The organism is Alteribacter keqinensis, from assembly GCF_003710255.1.
GTDB lineage: Bacteria > Bacillota > Bacilli > Bacillales > Salisediminibacteriaceae > Alteribacter > Alteribacter keqinensis.
The window spans coordinates 584,913-604,160 of sequence record NZ_RHIB01000003.1; the positions used below are offsets into that span (position 1 = coordinate 584,913).

The 19,248-nt window shown below is 47.7% G+C and carries 26 protein-coding genes; 14 read left to right on the top strand and 12 right to left on the bottom strand.

All coding sequences use genetic code 11. The features are described from left to right. Positions 1-8: 8 nt before the first annotated feature. The 5 genes from EBO34_RS18280 to EBO34_RS18300 all read right to left on the bottom strand — a co-directional run bounded on the left by EBO34_RS18280 (position 9) and on the right by EBO34_RS18300 (position 2,638). Positions 9-884, bottom strand: coding sequence for a hypothetical protein (locus EBO34_RS18280; protein ID WP_122901270.1), 876 nt, complete (start codon positions 882-884; stop codon positions 9-11). A gap of 85 nt (positions 885-969) precedes the next feature. After that, positions 970-1,146: a PLDc N-terminal domain-containing protein gene (locus tag EBO34_RS18285; protein ID WP_419466052.1), complete on the bottom strand. Its 177-nt coding sequence runs from the start codon at positions 1,144-1,146 to the stop codon at positions 970-972. 162 nt (positions 1,147-1,308) lie between these two features. Further along, entirely contained in the window at positions 1,309-1,497 is a 189-nt protein-coding gene (locus EBO34_RS18290) for a YfhD family protein (RefSeq protein WP_122901272.1), read from the bottom strand. Between the two features lie 30 nt (positions 1,498-1,527). Next, positions 1,528-1,653, bottom strand: a complete 126-nt coding sequence (locus tag EBO34_RS18295; protein ID WP_122901274.1) for a YfhE family protein — start codon at positions 1,651-1,653, stop codon at positions 1,528-1,530. A 79-nt stretch (positions 1,654-1,732) separates the two neighbouring features. Further along, positions 1,733-2,638, bottom strand: a complete 906-nt coding sequence (locus EBO34_RS18300; RefSeq protein WP_122901276.1) for a TIGR01777 family oxidoreductase — start codon at positions 2,636-2,638, stop codon at positions 1,733-1,735. 107 nt (positions 2,639-2,745) lie between these two features. Here EBO34_RS18300 and recX point away from each other — a divergent pair, with 107 nt between their 5' ends. From recX to EBO34_RS18315, 3 genes are all read left to right on the top strand, one after another. Then, on the top strand, positions 2,746-3,564 hold the full coding sequence (gene recX, locus EBO34_RS18305) for a recombination regulator RecX (RefSeq protein WP_183163953.1): 819 nt from the start codon (positions 2,746-2,748) through the stop codon (positions 3,562-3,564). 232 nt (positions 3,565-3,796) lie between these two features. Beyond that, entirely contained in the window at positions 3,797-5,464 is a 1,668-nt protein-coding gene (locus EBO34_RS18310; RefSeq protein ID WP_122901280.1) for an L-lactate permease, read from the top strand. A gap of 108 nt (positions 5,465-5,572) precedes the next feature. After that, the gene (locus EBO34_RS18315; protein ID WP_122901282.1) at positions 5,573-5,884 is read left to right on the top strand and encodes a YfhH family protein; all 312 of its coding nucleotides are present in this window, start codon (positions 5,573-5,575) and stop codon (positions 5,882-5,884) included. Between the two features lie 123 nt (positions 5,885-6,007). Here EBO34_RS18315 and EBO34_RS18320 read toward each other — a convergent pair whose 3' ends face one another. Beyond that, the gene (locus EBO34_RS18320; protein WP_122901442.1) at positions 6,008-6,148 is read right to left on the bottom strand and encodes a YpzG family protein; all 141 of its coding nucleotides are present in this window, start codon (positions 6,146-6,148) and stop codon (positions 6,008-6,010) included. Between the two features lie 63 nt (positions 6,149-6,211). Then, positions 6,212-6,358, bottom strand: a complete 147-nt coding sequence (gene sspK / locus EBO34_RS18325; RefSeq protein WP_122901284.1) for a small acid-soluble spore protein K — start codon at positions 6,356-6,358, stop codon at positions 6,212-6,214. A 96-nt stretch (positions 6,359-6,454) separates the two neighbouring features. On the opposite strand from sspK, the gene EBO34_RS18330 reads away from it, so the two are divergent. Then, positions 6,455-6,736: a YfhJ family protein gene (locus EBO34_RS18330; RefSeq protein ID WP_122901444.1), complete on the top strand. Its 282-nt coding sequence runs from the start codon at positions 6,455-6,457 to the stop codon at positions 6,734-6,736. 198 nt (positions 6,737-6,934) lie between these two features. Here the strand turns inward: EBO34_RS18330 and EBO34_RS18335 are convergent, their stop codons facing one another. Continuing rightward, a complete protein-coding gene (locus EBO34_RS18335; protein ID WP_122901286.1) occupies positions 6,935-7,918 on the bottom strand; it encodes a metal-dependent hydrolase in 984 nt (327 codons plus the stop codon). A gap of 162 nt (positions 7,919-8,080) precedes the next feature. On the opposite strand from EBO34_RS18335, the gene EBO34_RS18340 reads away from it, so the two are divergent. Further along, entirely contained in the window at positions 8,081-8,395 is a 315-nt protein-coding gene (locus EBO34_RS18340; protein WP_122901288.1) for a hypothetical protein, read from the top strand. A gap of 177 nt (positions 8,396-8,572) precedes the next feature. Here the strand turns inward: EBO34_RS18340 and EBO34_RS18345 are convergent, their stop codons facing one another. Further along, a complete protein-coding gene (locus EBO34_RS18345) occupies positions 8,573-8,866 on the bottom strand; it encodes a hypothetical protein (RefSeq protein ID WP_122901290.1) in 294 nt (97 codons plus the stop codon). A 439-nt stretch (positions 8,867-9,305) separates the two neighbouring features. On the opposite strand from EBO34_RS18345, the gene mutY reads away from it, so the two are divergent. Next, complete coding sequence (gene mutY / locus EBO34_RS18350; RefSeq protein ID WP_122901293.1) at positions 9,306-10,385, top strand: A/G-specific adenine glycosylase; 1,080 nt, start codon at positions 9,306-9,308, stop codon at positions 10,383-10,385. Continuing rightward, the gene (locus EBO34_RS18355) at positions 10,386-11,147 is read left to right on the top strand and encodes an SDR family NAD(P)-dependent oxidoreductase (protein ID WP_122901295.1); all 762 of its coding nucleotides are present in this window, start codon (positions 10,386-10,388) and stop codon (positions 11,145-11,147) included. It abuts the gene before it with no gap. A 291-nt stretch (positions 11,148-11,438) separates the two neighbouring features. On the opposite strand, the gene EBO34_RS18365 is transcribed toward EBO34_RS18355, so the two are convergent. Further along, positions 11,439-11,600, bottom strand: a complete 162-nt coding sequence (locus tag EBO34_RS18365; RefSeq protein WP_122901299.1) for a DUF1540 domain-containing protein — start codon at positions 11,598-11,600, stop codon at positions 11,439-11,441. Positions 11,601-11,756: 156 nt separating this feature from the next. Between EBO34_RS18365 and EBO34_RS18370 the strand changes: the two genes are divergently transcribed. Genes EBO34_RS18370 through EBO34_RS18380 form a run of 3 tightly spaced genes read left to right on the top strand, consistent with a single transcriptional unit; the run spans position 11,757 to position 14,458 of the window. Then, complete coding sequence (locus EBO34_RS18370) at positions 11,757-13,370, top strand: gamma-glutamyltransferase family protein (RefSeq protein WP_122901301.1); 1,614 nt, start codon at positions 11,757-11,759, stop codon at positions 13,368-13,370. 15 nt (positions 13,371-13,385) lie between these two features. Continuing rightward, positions 13,386-13,928 carry a chromate transporter gene (locus EBO34_RS18375; RefSeq protein WP_122901303.1) on the top strand — a complete coding sequence of 181 codons (543 nt, stop codon included), beginning with the start codon at positions 13,386-13,388 and terminating at the stop codon, positions 13,926-13,928. Further along, positions 13,925-14,458, top strand: a complete 534-nt coding sequence (locus EBO34_RS18380; RefSeq protein WP_122901305.1) for a chromate transporter — start codon at positions 13,925-13,927, stop codon at positions 14,456-14,458. The genes EBO34_RS18375 and EBO34_RS18380 overlap by 4 nt, the downstream gene beginning before the upstream one ends. A 318-nt stretch (positions 14,459-14,776) precedes the next feature. On the opposite strand, the gene EBO34_RS18385 is transcribed toward EBO34_RS18380, so the two are convergent. Next, positions 14,777-15,742 carry an NADPH:quinone reductase gene (locus EBO34_RS18385; protein ID WP_122901307.1) on the bottom strand — a complete coding sequence of 322 codons (966 nt, stop codon included), beginning with the start codon at positions 15,740-15,742 and terminating at the stop codon, positions 14,777-14,779. A 434-nt stretch (positions 15,743-16,176) separates the two neighbouring features. Continuing rightward, entirely contained in the window at positions 16,177-16,398 is a 222-nt protein-coding gene (locus tag EBO34_RS18390) for a cytosolic protein (protein WP_122901309.1), read from the bottom strand. Between the two features lie 135 nt (positions 16,399-16,533). Between EBO34_RS18390 and fabL the strand changes: the two genes are divergently transcribed. The 4 genes from fabL to ntdP all read left to right on the top strand — a co-directional run bounded on the left by fabL (position 16,534) and on the right by ntdP (position 19,077). Next, complete coding sequence (gene fabL, locus EBO34_RS18395; RefSeq protein ID WP_122901311.1) at positions 16,534-17,286, top strand: enoyl-[acyl-carrier-protein] reductase FabL; 753 nt, start codon at positions 16,534-16,536, stop codon at positions 17,284-17,286. Between the two features lie 93 nt (positions 17,287-17,379). Then, positions 17,380-17,601 carry a gamma-type small acid-soluble spore protein gene (locus EBO34_RS18400; RefSeq protein ID WP_122901313.1) on the top strand — a complete coding sequence of 74 codons (222 nt, stop codon included), beginning with the start codon at positions 17,380-17,382 and terminating at the stop codon, positions 17,599-17,601. A 413-nt stretch (positions 17,602-18,014) separates the two neighbouring features. Further along, a complete protein-coding gene (locus tag EBO34_RS18405; RefSeq protein ID WP_122901315.1) occupies positions 18,015-18,473 on the top strand; it encodes a DUF3939 domain-containing protein in 459 nt (152 codons plus the stop codon). Between the two features lie 76 nt (positions 18,474-18,549). Next, complete coding sequence (gene ntdP / locus EBO34_RS18410; protein WP_122901317.1) at positions 18,550-19,077, top strand: nucleoside tri-diphosphate phosphatase; 528 nt, start codon at positions 18,550-18,552, stop codon at positions 19,075-19,077. The last annotated feature ends 171 nt before the right edge of the window (positions 19,078-19,248 follow it).

The window sequence follows — 19,248 nt, forward strand, 5'->3', positions numbered from 1 at the left end:
CTACAAGATCATCCTGTTTTTTTACTCTTAAGCGCTGCTACAATCGAGTGGCGGATCGCTTTGTCGTGCACCGTATCATTGAGCCACGCCTTCGGACTCGATTTACGGTCCTGTTTGACCCGCTTAAAGAGGATACTCAATACAAGCTTCAATACACTCGAGTAGTGAATGTGATCAATCTTTCTTGCCAGACTCAGGACGCTCTCAATCAGCGGTGTATCGTCAAGAGAGACACTCTCACACGTATTAATAAGAAGCTGTTTCACAATTTTCGTTTCATTGTATTCAAGGTAGTAATCCGTCACTTGGGGAAGAAGGTTAGGGTACTTTTCCATAACAAACCCAAGCTGCGGCACAAAGTGATCATAACGGTGGGAGACGAGAAAGTCGAATGATTTGTTGGCATTTGCCTGGCGAATCGCTTCAGACAAGGCTTCGTTAATCAGAGATTCTTCACTTTTCCCATCTGTCTTTTGAAGCGTGAGTAATCGGGAAGGCCATTGATTCTTGATGTCTTCCAAATGCTCATCAACGAGATGCTTCATGATGTTTTCGTTTTTCATTTTTGCTTCGGACTTGGGCTTCAGAGCATCCCGGAGGTCGTCCTGCGTCACGCGGTACTGTTTTTTTCGCTGAACAATCTCTTCATAGGTTTCAACTGCATTTGTGGATGCCTGGTTGGACTTTTTGGAGAGGTAAAAGGAGTCAAGGAATGCGCCCTCATCGGACAAGACGGCAAAAATCACCGGAGTATCCTGGTCAAATAGTAAGCAGTGAGTTTTCTTTTTTCCTACGTGTTCTTCGTAGCGGACCACATAAAATTTTGCATCCGGTCCGTCAATAAACACTTTCTTTCCTAAATAGCTTGGTGGCAGGTTTTTCATATAGGCTCACCTTTCCTTTCGTTTATCCGGGCATTTGCCGGGGGAGTATCGGTGTATAAGGTGTTCCTGAACGCTGCGTATTCACTTAATCTCTTCGGATTACTAAATATACGATCAATCCCAGAATCGGAAAGAATAGTGTGGCGATTAATACAAGCAAACTGTACTCTTTACTGTTGCCGTTTCTCAGGGCATCTCTGTACGCCCAGATGCTTGTAATGATATTAAGTAAAAAGATGAAGAGGATAACAAGGATGGGGATGAGAAAGAATGATAAATCTGTCAGCTGGAATTGTTGATATGACACAAAGATTCAACCTCCTGCTAAACAATGTCTATCTTCATTGTACATCTAATTGCTCATAAAGGATAGGGATGGCAAAAAAAAGAAGATGACTCATAGCATGAATCATCTCCTTTTTCTCTACACGTTATCTGTATTGGCGCGGTTTCTCTGGTCGGCCTCGGCCGCGCGTTCCATCGCTTCTTTATCCTCGGCATCAGCGATCTCCTCGGAATATTCCACGATCTCATTGTCCTGTGACTGACGGGCCATCTCTTCCATTTCTGCCTGCTGCTTCTTCTTATCACGCTGTTGCTGGTCTTGGTTCATTTGTGTATACCTCCTCTGGATGTCAGGGTGTTACCTTGGGGTGCGGTCTCGCATGGCAGCTCGGTCCGCAGCTTTAAACTCACTCGTAAAAGCCATTCGCTGTGCTTTACTCATGGTGCTGCGCTCCTCTTTTGCCTGGCGCTTCTTGCTCTCCATCTGCAATCACCTCGCGTTCACTCGTTAGTGTGAACGAACGAGCACCAGAATATACACAAATATGATGGATTTACCAGATCTACACAAGAAGATCCTGAAGCGCCGGCTTGAGCTCACGGTACTCAAACGGATAGTCATGCTTCTCCAGCTTGTCGGGCAAAACCTTCTGCCCTTCAAGAACAAGGACGCTCATATCCCCGAGAATCGTTTTCAGGGCAATACTCGGAGCCGGAAGCCAGTACGGACGGTCGAGAACATCTGCCAGCGTTTTGCCGAACTCCTTCATCTGCACCGGGTTCGGCGCTGTCACATTAACCGGGCCGGAAATCTCCCTGTGCTCGATGGCGTAAACAATCGAACCGACCACATCATCAATATGGACCCAGCTCATCCACTGCTTTCCCGTCCCGAGCGGACCGCCGGCAAAGAGCTTAAACGGCGTCAGCATCTTCTGCAACGCACCTTCCTCGTCATCCAGAACGACCCCGAACCTCATGTAGGCCACACGGACATTTTCCTTCTGGGCATGACTTGCTTCTTCTTCCCAGCGCTTCACTACCTCGGCTAAAAAATCATCGCCGCTTTCTTTATGCTCCTCCGTAAACGTCTCCGTAAACGAAGTACCGTAATAACCGACGGCAGATGCATTGACGAGTACTTCAGGCTTTAGTTCCAGCTTCCTAATCACGTCCATTACAGCCCGAGTCGCTTCAATTCTGCTGTCCATAATCTGTTTCTTTTTTTCATCGGTCCAGCGGCCGCTGTTTAAATTTTCACCGGCAAGGTTCACAAAAGCATCGATTCCGTCCAGCTCCTCTTCAGGAGTGGTCCCGTCCTTTAACCATTCAACAAATCTCACACCGGCCTTTTCAGACTTATTGCTTTTATCTCTCGTCAATATAAAAACAGAATGCCCCTCCGAGGTGAGCCGCTCTGTAAGTGCCGTACCGATAAATCCGGATCCACCTGCAATCGCTACTTTCATGGTTTCGTATCCTCCCTGTTAATGTCTTAGTGTTATCATAATTCCTTGATCCCAAGGTGTCTAAACATTGCCCTTTCTGTGGTACGATGAAAGAAGAGGTGAGAACGTTGGCAGTTGTATCCAAAATTACCCTGCACAAAAAACGCAAGGACCGCTATCATATTTATCTTCAGCAAGACGGAAAAGAACAGTACGCCTTTACCGTAAACGAAGACGTCCTCGTCAAGCACGGCATTCAAAAAGGACTTGAACTAAACGACGGACAAATCACCGTTATCAAAAAAGACGAAGAAAAGAGTAAAGCCTACAACCGGGCCCTTTACTACCTTTCTTTCCGCATGCGCACCGTCAAAGAAATGAACGACTATCTCCGTGATCAGGAAATAACCGATGAAGAAAAGGATGAAATCCTGGAGAGGCTGATCGGCATGAACCTGCTTGATGACCAAAGCTTTGCAGACGCCTACGTACGGACAAAAAAAAACACCCAGAAAAAAGGCCCCATGAAAATCAAAATGGAGCTGAAGGAAAAAGGCGTCGCCGACAAACACATCGACCACGCCCTCAAGCAGTACACCTACGCCGAACAGTATGACCAGGCCTATGAGCTGGCGGAAAAAAAACAGCGGACCTACAAATCAGACTCCATCCAAAAAATAAAGCAGAAACTCACCCAGTTTCTGATTCAAAAAGGCTTCTCCAGCACTGTTGCCGGCGAAGTCCTGAAAGAGCTCGACTTCACCGGCGAGCACGAAGCCATAGAGCGGGAAGCCCTTCAAAAGCACGCCGAGAAAGCCGTCCGGAAATACAAGAAGTATGACAGCTGGGAAAAGGAACGCCGCATCAAGCAGCACCTTTACGGCAAAGGATTCCCCTTTGACAAAATCGACCGCTGGCTCGAAGACTGGAAGGCGGGGGAGGAGTAGCCCCCGCCCGCTTTTTGCGTTTTCAGGGTAAACAGAGGATTTTTCAGGAAAAAAGCGAATTTGTAAGGATACACAGGCAATTGTTCAGGATAAAAGAGAATTTGTCAGGATAATGATTCAGCACCGCCATAAATTTTCCCACTTTCGACAAAATATCTTGTGAAATACTGAGCAATCACGTGGTATAATTAAGATATACTACGTCAGACCCCTTAAAGGGAGAGGATTTTTTATGCTTCAGACGATTGTTGCCTTAACACCAGTACTTAGCGTTATGATTCTTCTCGTTGTCCTGAAAGTCTCTGCTGTGAAGGCTATGTCCATCAGCCTCACAGCTACCGCATTTCTTGCCTTTTTCTACTGGCAGGTTCCTATCCGGGTTATCGCGGCATCGACTTTTGAAGGGCTCATGATCGGTCTGTCCATTCTTTACATTGTCTTCGGGGCGATCCTTCTTCTTAACACACTCAAAATTACCGGCGCCATCGATACGATTCGCCGCAGTTTTATGAAAATCAGTAAAGACCGCCGCATTCAGCTGATTATCATTGCCTGGCTGTTCGGCGCATTCATAGAAGGAGCTGCGGGATTTGGTACACCGGCGGCCATTGGTGCCCCGCTCCTTGTGGTACTCGGCTTTCCACCCCTTGCAGCAGTCGCTCTGGCTCTCATTGCCGACAGCAGCCCCGTCTCTTTCGGTGCCGTTGGAACGCCCATTGTCGTGGGGGTGGAGCAGGGGCTCTACGAAGGGGGACAAATCTCCGCAACCGCTGCTCCTTATATCGAAGCGGCAGGAGGGATGGATGCGTTTATTCAGCAGGTCGCCACTTATGTCATGCAGGTGGACATCTTCACAGGTACACTGATGCCTCTCATTCTGGTCATGCTCATGACCCGCTTTTTTGGTGAAAACCGCTCATGGAAAGAAGGACTCAAGGTTTGGAAATTCGCCCTGTTTTCAGGGCTCAGCTTTACCGTGCCCGCTCTGATTGTCGCAACGTTCCTCGGACCTGAGTTTCCTGCTATTTTTGGCGGACTCATTGGTCTTGCCATTGTAATTCCGGCTGCGAAAAAAGGCTTTCTCGTGCCAAAAGAAACATGGGACTTCCCGGAGAGGAAAGACTGGCTTCCCCACTGGATCGGAACGCTGCTTGCAGACGACCAGTCACCCAGAAAGAGACCCAGCCTTTTGAAAGCATGGATTCCATACCTATTGGTCGGCTTTCTTCTTGTCCTAACAAGGCTGAATGTCCTGCCTTTTAAAGCATGGCTCCAGGGCATCACAATCACCTGGCCAGACATCCTCGGCACAGGAATCAGCGAGAGTCTTCATCCTTTCTATCTGCCGGGATTTGTTTTCATTATCGTGGTCCTGTCCACGCTCTTTATCTTTAACATGAACATAAAAGAACTTCAGACAGCCTTCACCCGGTCAGGAAAAGCACTCACGGGAACGGCCATTACTCTTTTTACCGCGGTTCCCATGGTCCGGATCTTTATCAATTCCGGCATTAACGATGCAGGTCTTGACAGCATGCCTATGGAGCTTGCTGCCACAGCATCCGCTGCCATCGGAGGCGGCTGGCCGCTCGTGGCACCGTTTATCGGAGCGCTCGGGTCGTTCATTTCAGGCAGTGCCACCTTCAGCAACATGATGTTTTCCCTGTTTCAGTTCAGCGTTGCAGACCAAATCGACCTCTCGCCTGCACGGGTTTTAGCCTTGCAGATTCTCGGCTCGAACGCAGGAAACATGATTTGTGTCCTGAACGTTGTGGCAGCGGCATCAGTAGCCGGACTTGTAGGTAAAGAAGGGACAATTATCCGTATGACGCTCCTGCCCATGCTTTATTACGCTGGGTTTGCAGGAATCATAGGCTTTATCATTCTTCTTCTCGTATAGCCTGTATCACTTTTGTATTTAATCTGTTTAAAAAGTGCACAAGCCTTTTCTTTTGTACTTTAATCCCATATAATGAGACATAAACAGATTGTAAAGGACGTTGTGAAATTGGAACGAAGATACAGCCAAATGACTGAATTCGAATTACGAAATGAAATTGCAGCGTTGAAGGAAAAAGCCCAAAAAGCAGAACAGATGGGGATGGTAAATGAATATGCTGTCCATGAACGTAAAATGGCAATGGCAAAAGCATATCTCATGAATCCCGATGACTTTAAGCCGGGGGAAACGTACGTCTTTACAGATGAAGAAAGCACATTTGAAATTACGTACATGAACGGTGTCTTTGCATGGGGATACCGCGATGGCGGCAAGGAAGAAGAAGCAGTACCAATTTCGCTTCTCGGAAAAAAACAGTAATCATTCTGTGTTATATTCGTATAAATGGCTGCGCCAGCATTTTGAGGTAACTTTTTATCCGGATATGAAAAAGAAGAGAAAGGCGTAATGCCTCTCTCCCGGTTCATTAATGGATGTCTCAGGTTAGCTTCGTTTCCTCGTCTGAACCTCGAGGATCTGATTATGCTGACTTTGCTGCGACTCACCATTCACTTGATGAAAAGCGTGTTTAGGATTGGCACGAGGGGATTGAAACGGATCACTGTAATTATTTAATCCAAACAATTGTCTCGTTGTTCCTTTGGCCACTGCGGGCACCTCCCAATGAATGCTTATGCTGCGGAGCTTTTACTGCTCTTGGTTCGATGAACGCATTCTCGCGGCAGGGTGATCATTAATCTCACCATTTGCCCGTTTCGACTGGTGCTCATCATCCGTTCGGCGCTCTTTGGAAAACCGCATGCGGTTTGGGAAACCTTTTGCTTTATTTCTCAAGGAATGAACCTCCTTTTTTTGACGGGGCAACTATAGTGTATGGAGCAGCTTTTTCATTCATCCTTTGGAAAAAATGTAAAAGGAGGAATCGGATTTATGAAAGACTATTTTGAGCGTCTCACAAACCGATTACTGGAAAAAAATGATCAAATGACAGCTGTTGAAGCACGTACGTGGATCGAACTGTTATGGGAAGACTTCGAATCAACGTACGCAAAGGCTGGGCGCGAATACAGAGGAAAAGAAGTAACGGAAATGATTCTGCTGCAATGGATTAACCAGTACGGCAGCATACTTCACGAAGTCATGCTGTCCAACCCTAAATTTAAACAGCACTTCGAAGAACGCTCCACAGGCAATCAGCAGATATTGCACTAATAAAATACACAAAAAGAGGAAGGCCGTCAGATCGACGGCCTTCCTCTTTTTTGCTGGGCTGTGTTAAAGAGGATTGTTAATTTATAAAAATGTTGATTGCAGCGAATGCGCGGCGCCCCCGCGGAAAGTACAATGAGCGTAAATCAACACCTGAGTTTAACAAAGCTTTTTGCTTAAAGGTATTGATCAAAAAACAATCTACCCCTCCGCCGCAACCTCCAACTTCCGCTGCAGCGTATTGGTGTTGTAAATCCACCCCGTGTAGGAACTTAATATGTTGTGGTCTTCATCCATTTTCACAATCGCAATAAATGGATAGTACCCTTTCGTTCGGTAACGAAGGTCAATAAATTTCACGGTATAGCCGCTTTTTTCACGGTGCACTTCCCAGCGGTATGTCGGCGAAAAGGAAAGGAAAGCGGCAAGGTTTTTATCCTTTCGTGCCGAGTTGATTACGGGATGATCGGGAATCGGCTCAAAGGGGTAGGTCTCAAAGTAATTTACAGTGCCGTTTTTCATCTGAGCAACATACAGTTTTTTGTCAGTCCGGACAACGATATGCCACTGGCTCCAGCGGAAGGTAGGGGAGGTGAAAATGTGCGTCGCATCAGGATGCAGCACCTCAAGTTCCTTCCTCACTTTCCGCTGTTCGCTCACACGCCACACGTAATAAAGAGCAATTACGCCGAACATAATGAGAAACGTCCAGCCCGGGTCAAACCCGTAACGCCAGAACAGAATGGCCACGATGTGAGCGGAAAAAATGAACGGATCAAAAATATTGATAATACCAAGAGCCATCCATTTCGGCTTGAACGGCGACAGAGCCTTTGTTCCATACGCATTGAAAATATCGACGAATACGTGAATAAACACGGCGAGAAACGTCCAGAGCCATAAATGAATGAGTGAGACGCCCGGGATCATCAGAGCCAGAACGATTGTAATTAGCGTCGGCCAGATGAACCAGAACGGAACAGAATGGGTCACACCGCGGTGATGGCGGATGTAGGAAGCGTTGTTTTTCAGTTTGAGTACAGTATCGAAGTCGGGAGCCTGGGAGCCAACGACAGCACCGATCATCACGGCCTGCATCATAGCAGGGTTTTGTGACACTACCGGATCCAGCGTGGCAAGTCCCCCCAGGGCAATGCCCATCACGACGTGAGTTCCAGTGTCCATCTGTGTACCTCCTTGATGAATCATTTGCGATTTGCTGTTACACTAAACTATAATCGAAATCGCCACATGAGTAACGGCATTTTACGGTTTTTTAATAAAAATTACACATTATCTTTTAATAGTCATACCCGAAAAAGAGGCTTTTCAAAAGGAGAATAAGAGATGAATCGAAAGTTGCAGATTTTTCTTGAATACAAAGTCAAAGAAGACCGTCTTGAAGAATACGAAGAACTTATGAAAGACGTGCTGCCGGCTCTTTCCGAGTATGGCGCCAAAGACGTGGACTGGTACGAAGCGGCAGACCAGAAAGCGCTGTACGTTGAAATGTTCACCATGCCTACGATGAGCCATTATCATGCAATGAAAAAACTCCGGTGCACAAACGAACACCCGCTTTTTTCAAAGCTCGACCACGCTGTTGAAGGCGGCATAAAAAAAGTTCACTGCTGGGCCTTTATCCAAAAGCAGGCAGATTAGATACAAACAGAATGCTGCTTTATGATAAGGCTCTGCTAAACTCAGGTTTTGATTTACGCTCATTGCACTCCCTTTCCGCGGGGGCGCCGGTAAGCCTCTAAGAGGTTTATGCCTGCTTCTTCCTCTACCAGAAACGGTACGTCGAAGCAACTCGCAGCTCTTTCAAGATGTAAGCGCTCATTGCTCCCTGCATTCGCTGTAATCAACACTTTTAATTTCTGTTTTCGTAAAAATTGTTGCTTTTACTGAAAAGATAATGAAGCCGAAGGGTCGGAGACTCCTGTGGCAGTGGGGGCCAGGCAAGACCCCGCAGAGCTTCAGCTTGAGGAGGCTTGCCGGCACCGCCACGGAAAGCGAAGGGCACGCAGGCTTCATCTTCATATTCTGTTCTTTAAAGGAAGTAAAATTAGAAACAATTATGTGGAAACAGCGTTTATAATAAACATTGATCTTTAACACAGAAATAATCATGCTTTCTTTTCCTTATGAATTAACTAATTCCTTGATTTTCACAACGCAAATGCGGAGTTGAACGGAATATGACACTCCTGCAGAAATGCGAGACAGAAGAGACCCCGCAAGGGCTAGAGACACCACTGAAAAAGTATAAACCAACTTTTTCAGTGCCTTTATTCAAGTGGCAATGGCTCCAACCGGTTGCTCGCCTGTTAGGAGAAACCCATTCATAACAGGCTTTTAAAACATGCAACCGTTCCGCTCATTGTTTAGAAGGCACTGGAAAAAGTTAAAGAGCGAACTTTTCCAGTGCCTTCGGGCAAAGCCCTGAGGAGGCTCGGCGCGAGTCCGCGGAAAGGGAGCGTATTCCGTTCCACGAAGCTGAAATCATCAGTACGATAGTGTCAAATGTATTTGCAGCATAGCTAAAATGTAAAAGGAGTCACCGACACAGATGGACAAACAATTAAACGAATTTAACATCGAGGCCTTCTGCAACGAACTCACAGACTGGTACAGAAAAAACAAACGAGACCTGCCGTGGCGTGAAGACCAGGACCCTTATAAAATATGGGTATCTGAAATAATGCTTCAGCAGACACGGGTCGACACGGTTATTCCGTACTTTAACCGGTTTATATCCCTTTTCCCGACCCCGAAAGCCCTTGCTGAAGCCGAAGAAGAGACGGTTCTTAAGGCATGGGAAGGTCTGGGGTATTACTCGAGAGCGCGAAACCTCCAGCAGGCGGTCAAGGAAGTTACCGAGGACTATGGCGGCGTTGTGCCCGATACGAAAAAAGAAATCCTCAAACTGAAAGGAGTCGGCCCCTACACAGCCGGTGCCATCACGAGTATCGCCTATAACAAGCCGGAAGCGGCAGTGGACGGCAATGTCATGCGGGTCATGTCCCGCCTTCTTACGATTTATGATGACATCGGTAAAGTGACGACCCGTAAGCGGTTTGAAGACATTGTCGAAAGCCTTGTCATACATACAAACCCGTCTGATTTTAACCAGGCACTTATGGAACTCGGGGCGCTCATCTGTACGCCACGCTCCCCGTCGTGCCTCATCTGCCCGGTTCAGGAGCACTGCAGCGCAAGAGCCGAAGGGGTCCAGGATCTTCTGCCGGTTAAAGCAAAAAAGAAACCGCCCAAGGCAAAAGCTATGAAAGCCGTTGTTCTTGAAAATGAAAAGGGCCAGGTGCTCATTGAGAAACGGCCCGATACCGGCCTTCTGGCAAAGCTGTGGCAGTTTCCAAACTGCGAGGATGATTCCCGGACGGGGGAAGAGCTTCGCCGTTATTTATACGAGCGGGGTCTTCAGGAGCCACAAACCATTGAGAATGTCCAGCACGTCAGACATGTCTTCTCCCATATCGTCTGGGAAATCGATGTGTTTACGGGGAAAATTGAAGAAGATGCGGCGCTTTGCGGCACTCTTAAATGGGTAAACAAAGAAGAAGTGGACACCTATCCGTTCCCGGTGTCCCATCAGAAAATCATTGATTACGTCATTAAGGAGGAGAAATAAATGGATTTAGGACTTAAAGGAAAAAGCGTATTGATCACAGGCGGTTCAAAAGGAATAGGAAAAGGAATTGCAGCTTCATTTTTAAAAGAAGGGGCGCGGGTTGGCATCGTGGCCCGCTCAGAGGATGCGCTGCACGAAGCCAAAGGAGAGCTCGGAGGAGACGTACACGTTTATTCCGCAGATTTGACCGACCAGAGCGAACGGCACCGTGTTTTTGACCAGTTTCTTAGCGATTTCGGCAGCATTGACGTTCTTGTAAACAACGTTGGTGGAAGCAGCGGCGGTAAAACAATGGAGACGTCACTCGACCAGTTCCGTGAAGCTTTTGAACTCAATTACATGTCTGCTGTGCACTTCAGCCAGCTTGCGGTGACGAATATGCGGGAAAAAGGCGAGGGTGCCATCGTAAACATTTCATCTATTTTTGGCCGTGAATCAGGCGGCAAGCCGACGTACAACAGTGCAAAATCAGCGATGATCAGCTTTACAAAATCTCTTGCTGATGAAGTCATCAAAGACGGGATCCGGGTGAATAGCGTAGCCCCGGGATCAATCCTTCACCCAACAGGCAACTGGCAGAAGAGACTCGACGAGAACCCCGAGAAAATCAACAAATTTGTAGAAGACGAAATCCCCGCCGGCCGTTTCGGAAGAGTGGAAGAGGTGGCAGATGTTGCGGTGTTACTCGCATCCGAACGCGCCAGCTGGGTAGTGGGCGCTACCCTCAACGTAGACGGGGGCCAAAGCCGTTCCAATTTCTAGACTGAGAACGTGAAGGAAAGCAGGGCGAGAATGCCGGTGAAACCTTGGGAGTAGAGGCTAACCTGTTTAAAGTGGGTGTTAACCTGTTTAAAGTGGGTGCTAACCTGTTTAAATGCATGCTTAACCCGTTTAAATGCACACTGAACCTGTTTAAAGGGGAAACGAACCAAGGTTTTTGGTATTTTAAAAGCATAGAGCGGAGATCAAAAACTGCCTTTTCCCGGGCTGAAGAATTAATATCAAACATAAAAAACGCCACAAAAGGTGAACAACCTCTTGTGGCGGTAATCACTATCCCAAATCAGTAGGCTCAAACGTCTTACAATCCGTCTCTTCCTGTCGGGAAGCACTTTTCCCTTTGTGGCTGACCACAAAAATCTCAGAAGCACCGCAACGCTGCCCTTCCATATTGTGTACGCAGTTGTTTACCTCACATAATACATCCTGTGCCATCCGTATTCACCCCCTCCCTTATAGGGTGGCTGATTTTTTCAAGGTAATACCGGTTCATCATTGCCAGTAATCACATCAAAGGCAAACTTTTCAATTTATTCGGAACACGAAATATGATAGGATGAAAAAAACAAAGTCTCGAGAGGAGCTTACTTAATGGTTAATTTCGACAGTCAGCACTACCCTTATCCTTCACAACGAATGGTTACATACGCACGAAACGGCATGGTTGCCACATCCCAGCCCCTCGCATCCCAGGCAGGCCTCGACATCCTGAAAAAAGGCGGCAATGCCATCGACGCTGCAATTGCCACAGCCGCCTGTCTCACCGTGGTCGAACCCACATCCAACGGCATCGGCGGAGACGCATTCGCCCTCGTCTGGACAAAAGGGGAACTCCACGGCCTGAACGCAAGCGGTCCCGCACCGGCTACCGCTTCCATTGAAGAAGTGAAAAAGAAAGGCCACAACGAAATCCCGACTTTCGGCCTCACTCCCGTAACGGTCCCCGGAGCTCCGGCAGCGTGGGCCGAATTATCGGAAAAGTTCGGCAAGTTGCCCCTCATGGACGTCCTCGCACCTGCTGTGAAATACGCCCGTGAAGGCTACCCCCTAAGCCCGACTCTCGCCTTTTACTGGGAAAAAGCCGAGCACGCCTTCCGAGAAAAACTCGACGGCGAAGAGTACGCACACTGGTTTACAATCTTTGCACCAGAAGGCCGCGCACCAAAAGCGGGTGAAGTGTGGAAGTCAGAAGAACACGCCCGCACCCTCGAACTCATCGGCAAAACAAATGCAGAAGCCTTTTACCAAGGGGAGCTTGCGGATAAAATGGACCGCTTCTCAAGGGAGCATGGCGGATTTTTGCGCAAGGAAGATCTCGCTTCGTTTAAACCTGAATGGGTAAAGCCAATCTCCGTCAACTATAAGGGATATGATGTTTGGGAAATCCCACCGAACGGACAGGGAATTATCGCCCTCATGGCTTTAAACATGCTAAAAGACGATGAGTTTGCCGGCCGTGATGACGAAAGCACCCTCCACCGCCAGATTGAAGCGATGAAGCTCGCCTTCGCAGACGGAAACAAATATGTCACTGAAGAAGGACACATGAGTGTTTCCACCGGTGCTCTGTTAAGCGAAGAATACGGCCGTGAGCGCAGGGAACTGATTGGCGAACATGCTATGTACCCGTCAGCCGGAGAGCCGCCAAAAGGGGGCACGGTTTACTTAGCCACTGCTGATGGTGAAGGAAACATGGTGTCCTTTATCCAGAGTAACTATATGGGCTTTGGCTCAGGCGTCGTCGTTCCTGAAACAGGCATTGCCCTTCAAAACAGGGGCCATAATTTCAGCCTTGACCCTGAACATGAAAATGCCCTGAAGCCAGGTAAGCGCACGTTTCACACCATCATTCCGGGTTTTTTAACAAAAGATGACGAAGCTGTCGGCCCGTTCGGTGTCATGGGAGGCTTCATGCAGCCACAGGGGCATATGCAGGTGGTCATGAACACGGTGGACTTCGGATTAAACCCCCAGGCCGCCCTGGACGCGCCCCGGTGGCAGTGGACGAAGGACAAAACAGTCATGTTTGAACAAAGCTTCGGCGCACCGGTAGCACGCCAGCTGTCAAGAAGAGGCCATGACATTCAAGTAGCCCATAACAGCGGAGGATTCGGCCGCGGCCAGATTATCTGGCGCGATCCGAAAACAGGCGTCCTTGTAGGCGGAACAGAATCAAGAACAGACGGAAGCATATCTGCTTATTAAAGTGAGGGAACGTTCGTGACGCAGCAACAGTTGTTTTCAGCCTTTTTCAGAGTAGGGATGCTCGGCTACGGCGGGGGCCCGGCATCCATTCCTCTCATTCATAAAGAAGTAGTGGAAAAGTATAAATGGATGGACAGCGACGAGTTTGCCGACATACTGGCCATCGGCAATACACTTCCCGGTCCGATAGCAACGAAAATGGCCGGCTATATCGGCTATCGTGTGGCAGGAGTAACCGGGCTGTTCAACGCCCTTTTAGCATCCATTGTCCCTACGATCGTTCTTATGATCGTACTACTCGTCTCTCTGGAATCCTTTCGGGAGTATGGCTGGGTACAGGGGATGACCAACGGTGTTATGCCGGTGGTAGGCGTGATGCTGGCCGTCCTTACGTGGCAGTTTTTCACCAAGTCAAAAGAAGGGCTTGGTACGTGGTACAGTCTTGGGCTCATCGTGTTAAGTGTCGTTTTGATTAGTCTGGCAGGCATTCATCCGGCCTTTGTGATCGCCGGGCTGTTAGTGTTTGTCTTTCTAAGGAAGGGAGGCAGACGCTCATGATTTACTGGGAGATCTTTCTCGCTTTCTTTATCCCCGGGATTGTCGGCTACGGTGGCGGTCCAGCGACCATTCCGCTCATTGAATACGAAGTGGTCCATCGCTACAACTGGATGGGGGTGGAGGAGTTTGGTGAAGTTCTGGCCCTTGGCAATGCCCTTCCCGGTCCGATAGCCACAAAGATGGCCGGGTACATCGGCTATGTTGAAGGAGGCGTGCTGGGCGCAGCAGTCGGGGTTTTTGCCACGGTAGCCCCTTCATTGATCCTCATGATTGCTTTACTCGGTCTCCTTTACAAGTTCAAGGATTCTCCGAAAGTAAAGCTCCTGTCGATGATTGTGAGACCGACCATCGCCGTCCTTCTAGGCATCATGGCCTACCGTTTTTTCGCCACCTCCTACGTTGACAACGGTATGATCCAGACAGGGTTTCTGGTCGTGATCAGCTTTTTACTTCTGGAACGCTTGAAGGTACACCCGGCGTTCGTGATTCTCGGTTCACTTATTTACGGCGCCGTGTTTCTGGCACCCTGACAGAGAGTTTCTTATTTATTGCAGTTCAATACTTGTGGGCAAACAAAACGATGCTGCTTCCAAGGGTAAAATACCTTTGGGAGCAGCATCGTTTTTTGTATGAGGTCGATGGGGAGGGAATTTACTCCCTTTCCACGGAGGTGCCGGCAAGCCTCCTTCGCACTGCGGGGTCTTGCCAAGGCCCCCACTTCCACAGGAGTGTTGTACATTCCCTCCCCATCTAAAGTAGGCTTATTTATTTCTGGAGGTCATTCACTCTTAAAAAGTCGTACCAATATTCAAGTCAGCCTTTAACAGCTTTCCTTTGGGTTAAAAAATTTACGGCACAAGCACAATATTTCCGTTATATACTTTATCTTCAAGTGACTGATGGGCTTCCGTCGCTTCTTCAAAAGGGAACGTCTTGGCCAAATGCGGCTTCACTTTCTGATCCTCAAGAAGAGAAGCAATCTCTTCACCCGCTTTTCGGAGTTGTTCCGGAGGTGCCGTAAAGAGAAGCACCCCCATAAGAGACGCGTGTTTCTGGTTCAGTTCCCGCCAAGGAAGTTCAGGTGTGTTGTTCACAGGAGAGCCGATCGTCACAATACGTCCGCCTACTTTAATCATAGCAAGGTCATTCTTTATGTTTTCACTGAGACTCATATCAAGAATCATGTCAACACCCATGTCACCAGTCAGGTCTTCCACTTTTGCGACGACCTTTTCTTCTTTGTAAAGAATCACATCATCCGCCCCTGCATCATGGCAGATTTCAGCTTTTTCATTCGATCCTGCCGTTGCAATGACTGTCGCTCCAGCCTGTTTGGCCAGTTGAATCGCCGCGTGTCCCACAGCTCCAGAACCGCCGTATACAAGGACCGTCTCACCAGATGTTAACCCTGCTCGGTGAAAAAGGCTTAAGTGCGCCGTCATAAAAGCCATCGCCACAGCTGCACCTTCAGCTTCCGTCACATGTTCAGGCAGCTTAAACAGCTTTTCAGATGGCACTGAAGCGTACTCTTTTGCCGTACCGCCCATAACGTTTGTCGCCCATACCCGGTCGCCGTTCTTCACATTTGTCACCTTACTGCCAGCTTCCACAACCATACCTCCGAGGTCGAAATGAGGAACAGCAGGGAAGTGGGGAACAGGACGGATCCCCTTTCGGAAATATGTATCCACCGGGTTAAGGCCACTTCCTCCGATTTGTACAAGAACATCATTTTCACCGACTTCCGGCTTCTCAAGCTCCACAACCTGCAAAACGTCAGCTCCGCCGTATTCGTGATATGCCACTGCTTTCATGTGCTCACTCTCCTTCAAAAGTTTCTACCTTCTATTTTATAAAAAGCCAGGCACTGCGTCACCTTATATCACCCCGGTTCCCCATTTTAGAAGGAGTTAAAAGGTGAATGTCGATTGTTACCTTTAAAAAGAGTTGCAATCCTTTAACAGTCTTCCGTTCAAACTCCGCATTTGCGTTGAATTAGAGGTAAATTATAACTTAGACGAGAAGAAGACTTCTAGCACGAGTACGGGCTGGGAGAGACGACGCAAACGAAGTGAGGAGGCTCACCGGGGCACCGCGGAAAGTGAAGGATACTCCGGTTGCATCTCCCAACCTCAACTTTTTAATAAATAGTTGAGGTCTCTCTGGAACACATTTTTCATAAAATCGAATTACTAAAAAAACCAGACCCCCGCACAGCGGAACGCCTGATTTTTAAGAGATGAAACGGTCAATCATAATGAACACGGCTGCCGCTCGTCCAGTCGGCTTCTTTCTCCATACCACCGCGGTTCATGATTTCCTTTACAATCTCCCGGTGAATCGTAAGCCCTTCTGAATTCAGGTAAGGAGAGATCTGCTGCAAGTTTTGATGAAAAAAAGCCAGTTCCTTGTCAGTCCAATCCTGTTTTCCCATCATTGACAGCTCAGTCATATCGCGCCCTACATACATGATGAAAAGCCCCCTTTAAACTTGGCGTACAATACGCCGGTTCTTAGTGTTTCTAGTCCAAAGCCTTCATATGCGATATAATGAAGTGTAAATTTGGAGAAAAGCTCTTCGTAAGTCAATAGGAGGAAATAATCGATGAATGAAAAGAAAGTTGCTCTCATTACAGGAAGCAGCCGCGGAATCGGAAAGCGGATTGCCACAAAATTAGCCCAAAAAGGATACAACATTGTCATCAACTACGCCCGCAGCCGGAAAAAAGCAGAAGAAACGGCAGACGAACTGCGTGAACTCGGAGCGGAAGTGTTAACGGTAAAAGCAAACATTGCCAAGCAGGATAAAGTTGCTGAAATGTTCGAAGCAATCGATGAGCATTTTGGCCGCCTGGACATTCTTGTTAACAACGCCGCATCAGGCGTTTTACGCCCGATCATGGAACTTGAAGAATCCCATTGGGACTGGACGATGAACATCAACAACAAAGGCATGCTGTTCTGCTCTCAGGAAGCTGCAAAGCGTATGGAAAAAAACGGCGGCGGAGCCATCGTCAGCATGAGTTCTTTAGGGGCCGAACGTTATTTAAAAAACTACACTACGGTAGGCGTATCAAAAGCGGCGGTAGAAGCCCTTACCCGTTATTTAGCCGTTGAGCTTGCCCCTAAAGGCATCCGCGTCAATGCGGTGTCAGGTGGAGCTGTGGATACCGACGCTCTTACACATTTCCCGAACCGCGATGAACTGCTTCAGGATGCCAAAGACCGGACACCAGCCGGCCGGATCGTGGAACCCGACGATCTTGCTGACGCCGCTGTTTTCCTTCTTGGAGACGAGGCGAAAATGATCTGCGGCCAGACAATCATTGTTGACGGCGGCATTTCACTGCTCACATAACTCAACACTTCTTACCAAAATTAAAAAACCACCAAATTTTTGAGGATAAAAACAACCCCGCGGGACATCATAATGTACGTGGAGGTGATACTCATGCGTAAGCAAAACCAACAACAGCAGCAAGCTCAACAGCAAGCTGCAAAAACAAACGCTCAAAAAGTACAACAGCAAAACGCTCAGAACCAGCACAACCAGGAGTTCGCGAGCGAAACTGATGCTCAACAAGTACGCCAGCAGAACCAAGCTTCTGCTCAGCGTAAAGGACAAGCATCTGCACAACAACAGCAACAACAACAAGGACGTCAGCAACAATAACTGTAAGCTGAATCCTGGCGCGCCGTTTCCAAGCGAAACGGCGCGTTTTTTATATAAGAGGTGCGAAACATAATTAAAAAGCGAAATCACCGCAAGCTCGCTTGGAAGGTGTTTCGCTTTTTATTATGTAGGTTGTGCGCCGGCACAACAAGGCAGGCAAACGCCTGCCGATAGCACCGGACATGAATTATATCGTCACAAGTCTATTAGACAAAAAGCTTATATTAAGAATTCCACATCTTCAGGAAAACAAATTCCAACCCCCGTCTCAGCATCTACCAACCACCCCAACCTAAACAAAAACCAGAATCCGAGCCAATATACATTTAAAATTGACTGAATCAATAGTATAATAAGAAAAATAGAGGGAAGATAAGGCAAAAGTGTATAAGCAATGGGTGAGGAGGGCGCATATGTGGTTCAAAAGGAAAAAAGGTGGCAACAATCGTAAGAAGAAACCAAACGTAGAAACAAAACCCGTCACCATCGAAGAAATGCGAAGCGCCATAAATCAGTATGCAAAACAGTTGAACCCCGACGTTTCATTACGTACGATAGTAAAAGACAACCACGAAGTAGACAGTGACGTCCTTATCGAACAACTGAACTGTAAACCCGACCGGCCCTTTTACATGTCTAAAGAAACCTTTGAGATTTTTGAAGAAGCCGACTACCCGAAATGGATCGACCTCTGTCAGGTCGCCTGTGACCAGTACTTCCTGGAAACAGATGAAGAACCCGTGACACCTGGTGATTCCACACGGAAAGTCAACTACTTAAAAATCAGAAACTACATGAAAGACGAACCACCATTCCAGCTCTACCTTCACCCACAGGACCGGATGGTCACACACAGAGTACCCGAAAAATAAGGAAATCGTGCATGAATATTAACGCGAAGGGAGCCTGTCCTGTTTAATGTTCACCACAGAAGAAAGGAGTAGAACATTGAGTTTTCCCATGACCGGCAGCAACATAGAGGTCCACAGCTATAAACATAATGGCCATATTCATCGCATCTGGGAAGAAACCATTGTTCTAAAAGGGACATCCCACGAAATTATCGGCGGTAACGACCGAATTATGGTAAAAGAATCTGACGGACGTCAGTGGCGTACACGAGAACCTGCAATTTGTTATTTCACTGCGCATCATTGGTTTAATGCGATCGGAATGATAAGAAACGACGGGATCTATTATTACTGTAATTTAGGGACCCCTTTTACGTATGATGAAGAAGCACTGAAGTATATTGACTATGATCTGGATATTAAAGTCTTTCCCGACATGACCTACAAGCTTCTTGATGAAGATGAATACGCCCTGCACAGCCAGCGCATGAACTACCCGAAGGAAGTTGATGCGATCCTGCGCAGAAGCGTAGATGAACTTGTCCAGTGGATCAGCCAGCGCAAAGGACCGTTTGAGCCAGGATTTATCGAATACTGGTACGAGCGTTTCCTTCAGCACCGCTGATTCATAAAACAAATATGGAACCAAAGATACCGGCTCATTAATCAGCCGGTCTTTCTTTTTCTGCCTTAAAGGAAAATAACATCCACATTGCGGAAAAAAAGCCACTATTCCGGAAGATAATACACACATTACGGAAAAATGCCTCCACTTTCTACAGGCTGAATGCAACTG

Coding starts and splice junctions, on each gene's coding strand:
- EBO34_RS18280 (WP_122901270.1), bottom strand. CDS start 884: ATGAAAAACCTGCCACCAAGCTATTTAGGAAAGAAAGTGTTTATTGAC.
- EBO34_RS18290 (WP_122901272.1), bottom strand. CDS start 1,497: ATGAACCAAGACCAGCAACAGCGTGATAAGAAGAAGCAGCAGGCAGAA.
- EBO34_RS18295 (WP_122901274.1), bottom strand. CDS start 1,653: ATGGAGAGCAAGAAGCGCCAGGCAAAAGAGGAGCGCAGCACCATGAGT.
- EBO34_RS18300 (WP_122901276.1), bottom strand. CDS start 2,638: ATGAAAGTAGCGATTGCAGGTGGATCCGGATTTATCGGTACGGCACTT.
- EBO34_RS18310 (WP_122901280.1), top strand. CDS start 3,797: ATGCTTCAGACGATTGTTGCCTTAACACCAGTACTTAGCGTTATGATT.
- EBO34_RS18330 (WP_122901444.1), top strand. CDS start 6,455: ATGAAAGACTATTTTGAGCGTCTCACAAACCGATTACTGGAAAAAAAT.
- EBO34_RS18335 (WP_122901286.1), bottom strand. CDS start 7,918: ATGGACACTGGAACTCACGTCGTGATGGGCATTGCCCTGGGGGGACTT.
- EBO34_RS18340 (WP_122901288.1), top strand. CDS start 8,081: ATGAATCGAAAGTTGCAGATTTTTCTTGAATACAAAGTCAAAGAAGAC.
- EBO34_RS18345 (WP_122901290.1), bottom strand. CDS start 8,866: ATGATTATTTCTGTGTTAAAGATCAATGTTTATTATAAACGCTGTTTC.
- mutY (WP_122901293.1), top strand. CDS start 9,306: ATGGACAAACAATTAAACGAATTTAACATCGAGGCCTTCTGCAACGAA.
- EBO34_RS18355 (WP_122901295.1), top strand. CDS start 10,386: ATGGATTTAGGACTTAAAGGAAAAAGCGTATTGATCACAGGCGGTTCA.
- EBO34_RS18365 (WP_122901299.1), bottom strand. CDS start 11,600: ATGGCACAGGATGTATTATGTGAGGTAAACAACTGCGTACACAATATG.
- EBO34_RS18370 (WP_122901301.1), top strand. CDS start 11,757: ATGGTTAATTTCGACAGTCAGCACTACCCTTATCCTTCACAACGAATG.
- EBO34_RS18380 (WP_122901305.1), top strand. CDS start 13,925: ATGATTTACTGGGAGATCTTTCTCGCTTTCTTTATCCCCGGGATTGTC.
- EBO34_RS18385 (WP_122901307.1), bottom strand. CDS start 15,742: ATGAAAGCAGTGGCATATCACGAATACGGCGGAGCTGACGTTTTGCAG.
- EBO34_RS18390 (WP_122901309.1), bottom strand. CDS start 16,398: ATGTATGTAGGGCGCGATATGACTGAGCTGTCAATGATGGGAAAACAG.
- fabL (WP_122901311.1), top strand. CDS start 16,534: ATGAATGAAAAGAAAGTTGCTCTCATTACAGGAAGCAGCCGCGGAATC.
- EBO34_RS18400 (WP_122901313.1), top strand. CDS start 17,380: ATGCGTAAGCAAAACCAACAACAGCAGCAAGCTCAACAGCAAGCTGCA.
- EBO34_RS18405 (WP_122901315.1), top strand. CDS start 18,015: ATGTGGTTCAAAAGGAAAAAAGGTGGCAACAATCGTAAGAAGAAACCA.